The organism is Hymenobacter sp. PAMC 26628 (genome assembly GCF_001562275.1).
Lineage (GTDB): Bacteria > Bacteroidota > Bacteroidia > Cytophagales > Hymenobacteraceae > Hymenobacter.
Window position 1 is genome coordinate 2,297,169 of the sequence record NZ_CP014304.1, and the last position, 13,559, is coordinate 2,310,727.

12 protein-coding genes are annotated in these 13,559 nt (G+C 61.2%); 5 read left to right on the top strand and 7 right to left on the bottom strand.

Going from position 1 to position 13,559, the window contains the following annotated elements; genetic code table 11:
• Positions 1 to 124 precede the first annotated feature (124 nt).
• The 4 genes from AXW84_RS25500 to AXW84_RS10085 all read left to right on the top strand — a co-directional run bounded on the left by AXW84_RS25500 (position 125) and on the right by AXW84_RS10085 (position 5,636).
• Positions 125 to 1,408, top strand: a complete 1,284-nt coding sequence (locus AXW84_RS25500; protein ID WP_204248440.1) for an N-6 DNA methylase — start codon at positions 125 to 127, stop codon at positions 1,406 to 1,408.
• Positions 1,339 to 3,168, top strand: coding sequence for a type ISP restriction/modification enzyme (locus AXW84_RS25505; RefSeq protein WP_204248441.1), 1,830 nt, complete (start codon positions 1,339 to 1,341; stop codon positions 3,166 to 3,168). The genes AXW84_RS25500 and AXW84_RS25505 overlap by 70 nt, the downstream gene beginning before the upstream one ends.
• 38 nt (positions 3,169 to 3,206) lie before the next feature.
• Entirely contained in the window at positions 3,207 to 4,058 is an 852-nt protein-coding gene (locus AXW84_RS10080; RefSeq protein ID WP_068232245.1) for a hypothetical protein, read from the top strand.
• 153 nt (positions 4,059 to 4,211) lie between these two features.
• Positions 4,212 to 5,636, top strand: a complete 1,425-nt coding sequence (locus tag AXW84_RS10085; RefSeq protein WP_071892645.1) for a DNA/RNA non-specific endonuclease — start codon at positions 4,212 to 4,214, stop codon at positions 5,634 to 5,636.
• 17 nt (positions 5,637 to 5,653) lie between these two features.
• Here the strand turns inward: AXW84_RS10085 and AXW84_RS10090 are convergent, their stop codons facing one another.
• From AXW84_RS10090 to rsmA, 7 genes are all read right to left on the bottom strand, one after another.
• On the bottom strand, positions 5,654 to 6,511 hold the full coding sequence (locus AXW84_RS10090; protein ID WP_068232251.1) for an alpha/beta hydrolase: 858 nt from the start codon (positions 6,509 to 6,511) through the stop codon (positions 5,654 to 5,656).
• Positions 6,512 to 6,613: 102 nt separating this feature from the next.
• Entirely contained in the window at positions 6,614 to 8,254 is a 1,641-nt protein-coding gene (locus AXW84_RS10095) for a M28 family peptidase (RefSeq protein WP_236943298.1), read from the bottom strand.
• 170 nt (positions 8,255 to 8,424) lie between these two features.
• Positions 8,425 to 9,264: a nuclease A inhibitor family protein gene (locus AXW84_RS26420; RefSeq protein WP_071891175.1), complete on the bottom strand. Its 840-nt coding sequence runs from the start codon at positions 9,262 to 9,264 to the stop codon at positions 8,425 to 8,427.
• A gap of 149 nt (positions 9,265 to 9,413) precedes the next feature.
• Positions 9,414 to 9,887, bottom strand: a complete 474-nt coding sequence (gene greA / locus AXW84_RS10105; RefSeq protein WP_068232258.1) for a transcription elongation factor GreA — start codon at positions 9,885 to 9,887, stop codon at positions 9,414 to 9,416.
• 108 nt (positions 9,888 to 9,995) lie between these two features.
• Complete coding sequence (locus AXW84_RS10110) at positions 9,996 to 10,931, bottom strand: NAD(P)-dependent oxidoreductase (RefSeq protein ID WP_236943299.1); 936 nt, start codon at positions 10,929 to 10,931, stop codon at positions 9,996 to 9,998.
• Between the two features lie 23 nt (positions 10,932 to 10,954).
• A complete protein-coding gene (locus AXW84_RS24775) occupies positions 10,955 to 11,407 on the bottom strand; it encodes a hypothetical protein (RefSeq protein WP_162268255.1) in 453 nt (150 codons plus the stop codon).
• Positions 11,397 to 12,188 (bottom strand): 16S rRNA (adenine(1518)-N(6)/adenine(1519)-N(6))-dimethyltransferase RsmA, encoded by a 792-nt coding sequence (gene rsmA / locus AXW84_RS10115; RefSeq protein ID WP_068232264.1) that lies wholly within the window; start codon positions 12,186 to 12,188, stop codon positions 11,397 to 11,399. The genes AXW84_RS24775 and rsmA overlap by 11 nt, the downstream gene beginning before the upstream one ends.
• 187 nt (positions 12,189 to 12,375) lie before the next feature.
• Here rsmA and AXW84_RS10120 point away from each other — a divergent pair, with 187 nt between their 5' ends.
• On the top strand, positions 12,376 to 13,437 hold the full coding sequence (locus AXW84_RS10120; protein WP_068232267.1) for a LacI family DNA-binding transcriptional regulator: 1,062 nt from the start codon (positions 12,376 to 12,378) through the stop codon (positions 13,435 to 13,437).
• Positions 13,438 to 13,559: the final 122 nt, after the last annotated feature.

A 13,559-nucleotide genomic window follows, 5' to 3' on the forward strand; every position in this document is an offset into this window, starting at 1 on the left:
CTAGTGGGGCCCCAAAGGAACGGCCGGGGCGGCGTAGTTGCGGGGCGGGGGCCATTCCTTACCCTTAAATCGGCGCTACCTTACCGCGCCTATTTCGATTCCTTTTCTCCTTCCGCTCTTATCCATGTCCCGCCAAGCCGTTCAACGCTACCAGAACGAAATCGCTCAGCTTATCCAATACGGCGGCAGCTCGAAGGAAACGGCCATCCGCGGCGCGTTTCAGAACCTGCTCAACGACTACTGCTGCCAGAAGGACTTCCTGCTGATACCGGAGCTGGACTACCGGGCCCCCAAGGGCAACACCGTGTACCCCGACGGCACCGTGAAGGACGCCCTGCGCCTAAGTTGGGGCTACTGGGAAAGCAAGGACAGCCAGGACGACCTGGACGAGGAAATCCAGAAGAAGTTTGCCAAGGGCTACCCGCAGGATAACATTCTGTTCGAGGATTCCATCACGCTGGTGCTCATCCAGGCGGGTAGCGAGGCCGGGCGTGTGGCCCTGGACGACGACGCGGCCACCGACCGTCTGCTCACGCAGTTTCTTCACTACGAACGGCCCGAGGTGCGCACGTTTCGGCGGGCCATCGAGCAGTTTCGGCACGACCTGCCGGGGGTGGTCAAAAGCCTGCGCGAAGCCATTGAGAAGGCCGAAGGCGACAACCCCACGTTCAAGGCGCGGCTGGCTGATTTTGTGGGGCTGGGCCAGGCCAGCATCAACCCCGACTTTGGGGCCCCCGAGGCGCGGGAGATGATGATTCAGCACATCCTCACGGAGGACATCTTCAATAAGGTATTCGACGAGACACAGTTCCACCGCGAAAACAACATCGCCCACGAGCTGGAGCAGGTCATCAACACCTTCTTTACGGGGCCCACCCGGCGCGACACGCTGGAGCGCATCCGGCCGTTTTTCGACGTCATCAACGCCCAAGCCTCGGGCATTGCCAGCCACAAAGAGAAGCAGAAGTTTCTGAAGGTGGTGTACGAGAACTTCTACCGCGCCTACAACCCCAAGGGCGCCGACCGCCTGGGCATCGTGTACACGCCCAACGAGGTGGTGCGCTTCATGATTGAGAGCACCGACTACCTGACCTACGAGCATTTCAGCAAGACGCTTGGCGACAAAGGCGTGGAAATCCTCGACCCGGCCACCGGCACGGGCACATTCATCACGGAGCTGCTGGAGTACCTACCCAAGAAGAACCTGCCCACAAGTACCAGCACGAGCTGTACGCCAACGAGGTGGCCATCCTGCCCTACTACATCGCCAACCTCAACATCGAGTACACTTACAAGCAGAAAATGGGGGCCTACGCCGAGTTCCACAACATCTGCTTCGTGGACACGCTCGACAACGTGGGCTTCCAGAAAACGCGGCGCAATCAACTCGGTTTCAATTTCGGATTAGGCTTTGAAAACGCCCAGCGCATCCAGCGTCAGAACGAGCGCGAAATCTCGGTCATCATCGGCAACCCGCCCTACAACGCCAAACAAAAGAACGAAAATGACAACAATAAAAACCGAAAATATCCCGACGTAGACAGACGTATAAAAGACACTTATCTCAGCGTCAATAAGTCTCAGAAGACAGCGATATATGACCCATATGTGCGATTTATTCGCTGGGCTACCGACCGATTAGCAGACAAAGGAATTCTTTGCTTTATCACAAACAGCTCCTTTATTCACAAAGACAATTTTAGAGGTTTCCGCAAAGTTGTTGCCGACGAGTTTTCGGACATCTACCTCGTTGATTTGGGTGGCGATGTGCGAGCCAATCCTAAATTGTCAGGTACCAAGCACAATGTGTTTGGCATCCAAGCTGGAGTAGCTATTGCCTTTTTTGTGAAACAGCCCCAGCGCAAGGGGCAACAAGCCCGCATTCATTATGCCAGCCGCCCGCCCATAGAGGTAGCTACTGACAAGCTCACCTTCCTCCACGAAACTAAATTCAAAAACGTCGATTTTGACCGCATTAAGCCCGACGCCAAAGGAAACTGGCTTGGGCAAACCGATAACGATTGGAAGAACCTTATACCTCTTGTTTCTAAAGTAACAAAGGCTACTAAAAACATGGCGGGTGAAGATGCTTTGTTTAAGCAATTTGCTCCAGGCTATATGTCAGGTCGGGATGAGTGGGTTGTTGATTTTAATAACGCACAGCTTACTGAGAAAGCCAAGCTATTTGCAAAGGTTTACCATGAACACACTTCAGGCTCAAAGGAGTTTGACACCGAAATTAAATGGTCAGAAACGCTAAAGTCCAAACTGGCTAGCGGCGACAAAATGATTCACGTAGAGGAGCAGAAAATTCGGACTTTGTACCGTCCTTATGTCAGTAGTTTTCTACACAATTCTGAAATACTGATAGACCGGATTGGTGCCTTCAATATGTTTGGAATTGGGCCAGCATACATTGGGTTTTCTGGTATCGGTTCCTCTAAGCCATTCCAAACGTTGGCTTCGGTTTCAATGATGAGCTACGATTGTTTAGAGAAAACCCAATGTATCCCAGTTCATTACTACAATAAAAACGGCGACAAACAGCCCAACATCACGGCCTGGGGCCTGGCCCAATTCCGCAAGCACTATGGCGCAGCGAGCATCAGTGGGGAGGACATTTTCCACTACGCCTACGCCGTGCTATACGACCCGCACTACCGCGCCGCCTACGCCCAAAACCTGAAGCAGGACTTCCCGCGCCTGCCCTTCTATCCCGATTTTGGGGCCTGGGCCACGGCGGGCCGGCAGCTTCTGGCCCTGCACCTGAATTATGAGAAAATTCAGCTTTTACCCGGTTTAGGAACGTACACCCCCGCACCCCCGCACCCCCGCAGAGCGCGCGGCCAAAACCCGCCTCAAAGCCGACGCCGAGGCCGGCATTATTTTTTACAACGAGGAGGTATTGCTCAGCGGTATTCCGACCGATGCCTGGCGCTACCGCCTCGGCAACCGCTCGGCCTTGGAATGGGTGCTCGACCAGTACAAGGAGCGCACGCCCAAGGACCCCACCATCCGCGCCCACTTCGACACATACCGCTTCGCCGACCACGCCGAGGCCGTGGCCGACCTACTGGCCCGCGTCTGCACCGTCAGCGTCGAAACTATGCAAATCGTGGATGCGCTAGCCGCCCAGTCGCCCCTGCGGCCGGGGGCTTAAGTGAATAGAACATACTTCCAAACACTACCAAATCGACCACTAACCAATGGATATAGTAGTAGCTGAGTTTGAGTTGTATTTCGACTTCGAAAAGCAGAGCCAGCTTCCCCAGAGGGTCTTTAAAACTATTGCTGATCTTCTGGTCGTACTGGGTAAGCTTGACAGCTTATTGGCGCAAACGGCCGCTCCAGAACTTCGGGCTGAATTAGTACTGGAAGACATCGAGACTGGCTCTATACGGGCCAAATTGGCAGTCTTTCTGCGCGGCATTCCCGAAGAAGCCGTTAAGAGTTTCGACTGGAGAAAAGTAATTGGGCATTTCCTTAACAAAGGCTTACAACGCTTTATCAAGTTTCTGGAAGACAAGCCTGGCCTTTATAGTGCCGATGAATTAAAAAATCTTCAGACCGCACTCGAAGGTGATGCAGCCGCGGCCTCCATCAATCCGCTATTGGTGCCGGGTCAAATTCCACTTGATAAGCTTGTTGTGTTCATAGAGGAACTAACACGCGCAGTTTCTTCGCTACGCGAAAAAGAGTACATCGAATACCGCTCATCTGCTGGCAATGCTCGCTTCAATCCCCACTTCAACACTGCTAATCTGCAAGCCCTACTTGTTACCGAAACTCAAAATAGCGAGAGCGAATATCTCGTCAAAGCAAAACGGCCTGACTTCATGGGTGAATCTATGTGGGAATTAGTATTGAAAGGCCACACCATCACAGCAAAAATGGCAGATACTGGCTGGCTAGAGGATTTCCACGAAGGCCGGGTAGATTTTCGCCCCAGTGATTACTTACGCATCAAGCTGCATACCGAGACCACCTTCCGCGGTAGCTTCGGCAATCCTTCCGCACATTATACCGTCCTGAAAGTATTAGGCGTTGTTCGCCAGTAATTTGACGATTTCTATCCAATAGAAAAAAGCTCTGCTAGGAACTGAGCTTTTTTATACTCCTACTCCACCAAATCATTCCACTATTCCTAGGTAAGTAGCACTCAATTTTTGCTCGTTTCTTCCGGCCGCGACCAGCGCCGTATTTTCGCCGCCATGCGTCCTTCCCTCCTGCTCGGGGCCCTGGCCCTGCTGGCCTGCTCCTCCAACCCTGACCGCCGCTCCCCTTCCGACCTGCGCCAAACGCCGGCCGTCGCCTTCCCCGAAACCTTCGAGGCCGGCACCAAGGGCGCCTACACCGAGGCCGACGAGGCGCTGGCTACGGGGCCCTGGCACTTCCAGGACGGCCTCATCGGCAGCACCGCGCAAGACCACAAGGACGGCCAGCACGCGGCGCGCCTGCGCGGGCTGGGCCGCCTCACCATGCAGTTCGACGCGGCGGCCGGCGTGCGCCAAATCACCGTCAGCGCCGCCGCCTACGGCACCGACGGACCCAGCACCTGGGAGCTGTGGCTGAGCCGCGACGGCGGCGGCCACTGGCAGCGGGCCGGGGCCCCGGTCACCACCCAGGGGCCCCGGCTGGTGCCCCACACCTTCGCCGGGGCCGCCAGCGAGCCGTTGCGCCTGGAAATTCGCAAAACCAGCGGGCCCAAAACCCGCCTCAACTTCGACGACGTGGTGCTGACCACCGCCACCGGGCCCGCCGTGGCCGTGGCCGTGGGCGGCACGGGCACCGCCCTGCCCGCGCCCGGGGCCCCCACCCGCCCCACGCCAGCGCCCACCGCCCAGGGCCCCACCGGGGCCCCCGGCCCGGCCACCAACCCCGGCGACAACCTGCTGCTGGGCAACCCCAGCGGCGCCACCTCCGACCCGGCCAACGCCACCAACTACCTGCTGGTGCGCCCGCAGTTCACGAGCGGCTACAACGCCACGCGCGGCATTCCGACCTGGACGAGCTGGCACGTCGGCCGGGGCGATTTGGGCCAGTCGCCGCGCCAGAACGACTTCCGCCCCGACCCCGCCCTGCCCCGGCAGTTCTTCCAGGTAACGCCCCAGAGCTATTCGGGCTCGGGCTTCGACAAGGGCCACAACTGCCCCAGCGGCGACCGCACGGCTACCCTCGACGACAATTCGGCCACTTTCCTGATGAGCAACATGGTGCCCCAGGCCCCCCAGAACAACCAGCAAACCTGGGCCCACCTCGAAGAATACACCCGCGCCCAAGTGCAGCGCGGCCTCGAAGCCTACGTGCTGATGGGCAGCTACGGCCGCGGCGGCACCGGCAAAAACGGCTTCGCCACCGCCCTCGACCAGGGCCGCGTGACGGTGCCCGCCCGCATCTGGAAAGTAGTGGTGATTCTGCCCGAAGGCACCGACGACCTCCGCCGCATCGCCGCCGGCCAGGCCCGCATCCTCGCCGTCGACACGCCCAACGACAACAGCATCGCCCCCGACTGGAAGCAGTACCTCACCTCCGTCGATAAAGTTGAGGCCGCCTCGGGCCTCGATTTACTCAGCGCCCTGCCCCCCGCCGCCCAGGCCCAACTGCAAAAAGTGGTGGACAGCGGCCGGGCCAATTAATTACCAATACGATTCATTTATCCTTTCTCAGCCAGCACTTTGCCGCCTAAAAAGCGGCTCACCACCCGCACGTAGGCATTGCCGTAGTCTTGAGCAGGCTCAGCTTTTGCCATTTCTTCCATGGCGCCTTGGTGGCCACAGGGCACTGAAAACACCTGCCGCCGCTGGCCCTGGCGGGCCGCTTGCGCCGTGGCAGTTGAGTCGGCCAACGTGGTTACAGGGTCGGTGGTGCCCACGATGAGCAGCCACGGGCACTTCACCCGCGGGGCCACTTGGTTGTATGAAGCGGCCTCGGCGGGGAGTGTCACGGGCCGCTCGGGCCGCACGCGCTGATAATAGGCCACCAAGCCCTGCGGATTGGCCACATAGCTGTCGGTGACAAGGAAGTCGCAGCGGTGGGCCGCCGCTACTTTAGCTGCAATCAAAGTGCCCATCGAAAAGCTGATAATACCCACCCGTTGGCGGGGGGCGCGCCGCCGGGCTTCGGCCAGTGCGGCGCCCAAGTCGGTGGCAAATTCCTCGTAGTACAGCCGGTTTGGGTCGATGGCAAAGGCTTGGCTGTGGCCAAACCCGCGGTAGTCGAACAGCAAAACCTGGTAGCCCGCCGCCGCCAGCGCCCGCGCCTGGAAGAGGAAGGACGCCATGTTGCCCGAGTCGTTGCCGGCCAGCACCATGGTGGTGTGCTGGTCGGGGGCCCCGGCCACGGGCGCCACCAGCCACGCAGCCAGCCGCACGTGGTCGGGCGTGGTCAGGGTCATACTTTGGTACTTCAGGCCCAGGGTATCGGGCGTGGCCCACCAAGTTGGCGAGGGCTTGAGGGCCCAGGCTGATAGGGTTTGCAGCAACAGGCAGCCGAGTAGTAGCAGGCGAAGCATTTTGACGGGCGTTAAGACGTGAAAAACCCGCGCACCATGCGCGGACTTTTCATAGACCATTGGCCGGCCACAGCGTTGCAACGGGCCCGACACGCGGCGCAACTATTTCCCAAACCGGGCCCCGAAAAAGTCGCCCTGGTTCCAGGTGGGGCGGGCGGCGGCCTGGGCCACCTGGTAGCCGACGAGGAAGTTGAGCTGCGCGTATTTACGGCCCGCTTCCCAGTCGAAAGTACCTCCATCGAAGTTGTCCTGGGGCTTGTGGTACGTGACGGCGCGCCATTTCTGCACCTGCTCGCTGAGGTTGTTTTTACCGTCGGCCGTCTTATTGCCGTACTTGAGGTGCAGGGCCGGAACGCCTTGTACCACAAAGCTGTACTGGTCGCTGCGGATGAAACGGTGCTGCGCCGGCTCGGGGTCGGCTTCGACCGTCAGCCCCAGGTAGGCGGCGGCCGCATCCACAGGCTGCAGCAGCGACGAATGCAGGGCCCCCAGCGGCACCACCGAGAGCAGCGGCGCGATGATGGTGGGCATGTCCGTGTTCACGTCGGCCACCAGCGCGGCCTTGGGCACCGTTGGGAATTTGGCAAAATAAGACGAGCCCAGCAGCCCCATTTCTTCACCCGTCACCAGCACGAACAGAACCGAGCGCTTGGGCGCGGGCTTGAGCCGGCTGTAGGCCCGCGCAATCTCCAGCACCGAGGCCACGCCGGTGGCGTTGTCGTGGGCGCCGTTATAAATCGAGTCCCCGTTGACGGCGGGGCCCACGCCCAGGTGGTCGAGGTGGGCACTGTGCACCACGTACTCGTTTTTCAGCCGGGCGTCCGAGCCTTCAATTTTGCCCACCACGTTGTAGCTGTCCACGTCTTGGTAGCGGCTGCGGTAGGCGGCGCTCAGGCGGCCCGGCAGCGCCTGCGAGGCGGGCTTGCCGGCGCGCAGCGCCGCCAGCGCCTGGGTGGTGTCGGCCGCCGCGCCGGCAAAAAGCTTTTGCAGCGCCGCCGCGCTGAGGGAGCCCACCAGCTGCACCGAGCCCGGCGCGTAGCTGCGCGACACCGCCACCTGGCCCGTGGGGCCCAGCACGCTCACCACGCCCTTTGGGGCGTTGGGCAGCGGGGCCCCGGCCTTGCCGGCGGCCAGCAGCACGCCCACGGCGCCGTGGCGGGCGGCGGTTTCGAGCAGGGTGCGCACGTCGCCAAAATATTGCTGCTCGTTGTCGCCAAACTGCCGTAGGGGCTGGCGCGTCAGCACCACGATTTTGCCTGTGGCGTCGAGGCCCGCGTAGTCGTCGTAGCCCAATTCCGGCGCCGAAATGCCGTAGCCGGCGAATACCAGCGCCGCGTCCGCTTTCACCTGCGGAGCGCCCGGGTTGGGGTAAAACGTGAAATCGGTGCCGTAGGCGAGCGGAGCTGTAGGGCCCCCGGCGGCCTGGATACTCAGCGTTGCGCCCGGCTCGACGAAGGCGCGCCGCAGCCGCACTTTTTGGGTGAAGCCCCCGTTCTCGCCAGCCGGCCGCACGCCCATTTTCTGGAACTGCGCCGTCGTGTAGTCCACAGCCATTTGGTAGCCGGGCGTGCCGGGCAGGCGGCCACGCAGGCGGTCGTCGGCCAGGTACTGCACGTGCGCTTTGAAATCGGCGGCGCTGATTTTCTGTAAAGACGCTGCCACCGGCGCGGGCACGGCCGGGGTTTGGGCCACCGCGGGCGTGGCCAGGGCCCCGGCTAAAATAATCTTGCAGAGGGTTCGCACGATGAATTTGTTAAGGGCTATTCGGGTGGATTTTCAGCCTCCCTCGCGGTGTAGAGACTGATCCTTGCGTTTCCGAGTTGAACGACCAGTCCAGTACCGCTCAAGCCTTGGCTGCAAAGACGTGCCTCTACACTGTTCTGGCACAATCAATTAGCAGCGATTCCTCTGCGCTAGGTTTGCGTGAGCACCGTCTTGAAGCCGGCCAGGCGGCCGTTGGCGTCGCGGCCCAACGCATAAGCGCGAATTTGAGGCTCCTCCCCCACCAAGTACACCTGCGTGCCGTCCAGCTCTTGCTTCAGGAAAAACTGCAACGCCTTGTAGCGGTTGGCCTGGGCCGGGTCGTGCAGCACGCCGTTGTCGGCGGTATGCTGGCTCAGAAAATCAGTCAATTCCTTGTTAATCAACTCAGTACCGGCCGGCTCGCCCAGCACTTTCAGCAGCGCGGCGGGGGCTAAGGTCCCGGCCGGGGCAGCGTAGCTCACGGGCTCCAGCGGCGCATCCGACTCGGATACGAAGCGCAGGCCGGTGCACATTTTTTGCAACTGCTGCACCGTGGGGTCGTCGGCAGGGGCCGCGGGGGCCCGGGCCGCTTCGGCTTCGGCCAGGCCGCTGCCGCCGGCTACTTTCGCGGCAATGGCGGCGGCCAGCTCGGCCATGCGGGCAGCGGCCACCGAAATTTTAGGATTGGCGAAGTTCATGTCCGCCACCTTGTTCATCGGAATCAGGTGAATGTGCGCGTGGGGCACCTCCAACCCAATGACGGCCACGCCGATGCGCTTGCACGGCACGGCCGCCGCCACGCCCTTGGCCACGCGCTGCGCAAACATGTGCAAGGCCGCCAACGCGTCGGGCGTCAGGTCAAAAATATAGTCGATTTCCTGCTTGGGAATTACCAGCGTGTGGCCTTCTACCAGGGGCGTGATGTCGAGGAATGCCAGGTGCTGGCCGTCCTCGGCCACTTTGTAGGCGGGCAGCTCGCCCGAAACGATGCGGGAGAAAATGGAAGGCATTGCGTTAGTTATTAGGTGTTGGTTGTCAGTTATTCGTTGCTTGTGCAAATAACAACCGCGCGGGCCAGCGCGGGGCCCCGAACGCAAAAAGGATGGCACCTTCCGGCACCACCCTGCTAACTGACAACGAACAACTGACAACGAAAAGCCTACCGGCTGATTTCCAGCACCTCGAATTGTAGCTTGCCGGCCGGCACCGTGATTTCGGCCACGTCGCCCACCGATTTGCCCAGCAGGCCCTTGCCGATGGGCGATTTTACGGAGATTTTGCCGGTGGCCAGGTTGGCCTCTTCCTCCGCCACGAGGGTGTAGTTCAGCACGGCGTTGTTCTTAGTATTTTTCAGTTTCACCTTGCTCATGATGAGCACTTTGCTGAGGTCCATGTTGGTTTCGTCCAGCTCGCGGGCGTTGCCCACGACTTCCTCCAGCTTCGATATTTTCAGTTCCAGCAGGCCCTGGGCGTCCTTGGCGGCGTCGTACTCGGCGTTCTCGCTCAGGTCGCCTTTGTCGCGGGCCTCGCGCAGGTCTTCGGCGGCCTTGGCGCGGCCCTTCACTTTCAGGTCCTGCAGTTCGTCTTTCAGTTTTTGCAGGCCTTCGGGGGAATAATAATTGATGGTGGCCATGGGATAACGGGGAGGGTTGCGGGTTGGCTAAAAAGCAAGGAGAACGGCTGGCGCGCGGCCAACCGTTCTCCCTGCATTAGGTTCGGGGCAAAGATACGACAAACCCAATTACTCCTTACCTCCGCCGTGGGCGGCGGCTAAAAATGCTGCCAGCTTGCCCACCAGCACCTCGTTGATGCGCTGGTAGCTCTGGTGCGTCCAGCCCCCGATGTGGGGCGTGAGCAGCACGTTATCAGCGCTTTTCAGGTATTCGTAGCGCGCCGCCTGGGCGGGCGTGAGGGTGGCCAGCCGCTCGTTTTCGAGCACGTCGAGCGCCGCTCCGTACACGCGCCCGGCCTGCAAGCCTTCTACCAAGGCGGCGTGGTCGAGCACCTCGCCGCGGGCCGTGTTCAGCAGCCACAGCGGCCGCTGGAAACCGGCCAGCAACGCGTGGTTCACAAAATGGTGGTTTGCCGCCGAGTACGGAATGTGCAGACTGAACACATCGGCCCGGGCCTGCAGCTCGGCCAGCGGCACCAGCGCGGCATGGGCGTCGGCGGCCACCGCCGGGTCGTGGTCATGCGCCAGCACGGTGCACCCAAAGGCCCCCAGCCGCCGCGCAAACGCCCGGCCCATGTGCCCGTAGCCAAGCATGCCGATGGTCTTGCCCCCAATTTCCTCGCCCCGGTTGGCCTCGCGCCGCCATTCGCCGCGGCGCACCTCGCCGTCGGCCCGCACCACGTGCCGAAACAGCGCCAGCAGCAGCCCGGTGGCAAACTCGCCCACCGCGTCGCGGTTGCCTTCAGGGGCGTTGAGCAGCGTCACGCCCGCCGCTGCCATCGCCGCCTCGTCAATATTATCGACGCCCGCGCCGGCCCGGGCCACGTAGCGCAACTGGGGCCCCCGGGCCAGCAGTTCGGCCGTTACGCGCAGCTTGCTGCGCACCACCAGCCCATCGTAGGGCTTGGCCGCCAGGGCCCCGGGCACCTCGGCCGCAGTGAGTTCGGGCCGGTAATCGGCCACCACGCCGATGCCGGCCAGCATCGGCAGCAGCGAGGGGTGCATTTCATCGATTATCAGGCAGGTACTTACCATCCGCTTTTTGTTAAACTGGGATTAAATTGGAGTAAAGTGTCGCCGTTTATTTCTTGTTTAAAGTTCTGGAACTCATGTTTAGTCATAGGGCCCCTGACATTAGCTTGGGCTTCTACTTGATCTACCGCATCGGTCATGAGTGCGATATAAAATTGAGGCGACGCGCTTGCTACCCGCAGAATGATGCATTTCTCGTTGAAGCCGACTTCCACTATTGGACGCTTTAAAAGAGATTCACCCAAGCCGCTTCCGCGTGTTTCTTGGTCAAAATACAAGTCCCATTCGTCCAGGCTGGGCTCAATCTTGCTCAAATAATAACGTCCTGTCAATTGATGTGTGTCGTACTCGTCACCCCAAGAACAGCCCGTTAAAAGCAGCGGCAATAGAAATAGGCAAGCCAGGTTTTTAATAGGTTTTGCACTTTTCATTCTGGCTTTAAATTGCATTGTGCGCTTCCACCAGCTTGGTCAATCCCACAAACTCGGCCACGCCCAGCTGCTCGGCGCGCTTGTCGAAAATCTCCCCGGCCATCGCCTCGGCCGACAAGCCCAGCGGCTTCAAGGCGTTGCGCAAGGTTTTGCGACGGGTGGAAAAGGCTTGCTTCACGACGCGGAAAAACAGCTTTTCGTCGCAGCCCAAGTGCTCGGTGGCGTTGCGGGTGAGGCGCACCACAGCCGACTCGACCTTGGGCGGCGGGATGAACACGTGGGGCGGCACCGTGAACAGGTACTCGATGGTGTAGAACGCTTGCAGCAGCACGCTCAGGATGCCGTAGGTTTTCGAGCCGGGCGGCTCGGCCAGGCGCTCGGCCACTTCTTTTTGGATCATGCCCACCACCTCGCGTACCTGCTGCCGGTGGGCCAGCACCTGGAAAAAAATCTGGCTGCTGATGTTGTAAGGGAAGTTGCCGATGATGGCCAGCGGCTGGCCCGGAAACAGGGCGCCGATGTCTTGCTTCAGGAAATCGGTGGCGAAGATGCGCGGCGCCAGGGCCGGGTAGGTAGCCTCCAGGTACACCACCGACTCGCGGTCAATTTCCACCACGCTGGTCGTGAATGCCGGGTCTTGCAGCAAAAATTGCGTGAGCACGCCCGTACCGGGGCCTATTTCGAGCACTTGGTGCACGCCGTCGGGCCGGCGCAGGGCCCCCACGATGCGGCGGGCAATGTTGGGATCGGCCAGGAAGTGCTGGCCGAGGTGTTTCTTGGGTTTGACGGGGGAGTGCATGCGGGGCCCCGGCGCGGCGGAAGGGCGCGGCGGAGCCGCAAAGGTAGCCCCCGGGGCCCCGCGGCGGCGCCCCGGGGCCCGCGAAACGCGCATTCATTCCTACCTTGGGGCCCTGTACAGGCCGGTGGGGGCGCACCCCCCGCCGGCCTACCCGGTCCTTCCCGTCGGATTCATTAGATCTTGAGCTTTGCCCAACACTAACAAGCGGATATCCATCGCCGAACTCGCCGCGCAGTTGGGCTTGTCCACGTCCACCGTTTCGCGCGGCCTCAGCGACCACCCCAGCATCAGCGAGGCCACCAAGGCGCGCGTGCGCCAGCTGGCCCAGGAGCTGAATTACTTGCCCAACAGCCTCGCCGCCGCTCTACGCAAGGGGCGCAGTAACACGGTGGGCGTAATTGTGCCGCACATCAACGGCTACTTTTTCCCGGCCGTGATGAACGGCATCGAGAAAATTGCCAGCCGCGCCGGCTTCAACGTGATGATGTGCCAGTCGAACGAAGACATCCGACGCGAACGCCAGAACGTGGAGGCTTTGCTGGCCTCGCAAGTGGAAGGCATCCTCGTGTCGGTATCAAAAGGCACCGATCAGGACCTCAACCACTTCCGGCAGGTGCAGCAGCAGGGCACACCGCTCATTTTCTTCGACCGCATGCCCGACCTGCCCGGCAGCACGGCCGTGGTGCTCGACGACCACCTCGGGGCCTACGACGCCGTGACGCACCTCATCCGGCAGGGCTGCCGACGCATTGCCCACTTCGCAGGGCCCCAGCACCTCAACACTAGCCGCAACCGCCTGCTGGGGTACCAGGCCGCCTTGGAGGCCCACGGCCTGCCCTTCGACGAGCGCCTGGTGTATTCGCTGCCGCGCTCGAACCAGGAGTCGGGCCGCGACGGCATGGACTACCTCATGGGCCTGGCCGACCGGCCCGACGCCGTGTTTGCCGCCTACGCCTTCCCCGCCGTAGGGGCCCTGGAAGTGCTCGAAAGCCACGGCCTGCGCGTGCCGAAGGACTTCGCCATTGCCTGCTTCAGCAACGAGCCCTTCACCACCATGACGCACCCGCGCCTGACGGCCGTGGACCAGCGCGGCGAGCAAATGGGCGAAACCGCCGTGAACCTGCTCCTGCAAATCCTCAAGCGCACCCCCAACTACTCGCCCCCCCGCATCATGCTCAAGCCCCAGCTCATGCTGCGCGAGTCGTCGCTGTTCGGCCAGGAAGCCCCGGTGATTCAGCGGGAGTTTTAGGGCCCCGGGGCCCCGGGCAAATCACTAGGGGCCCAGAACGTCATGCAGAGCGCAGCGAAGCACCTTTCCTACGCAACTAATTAATTACTGGCGCGACAAAGAGGCTTCGCTGCGCTCTGCAT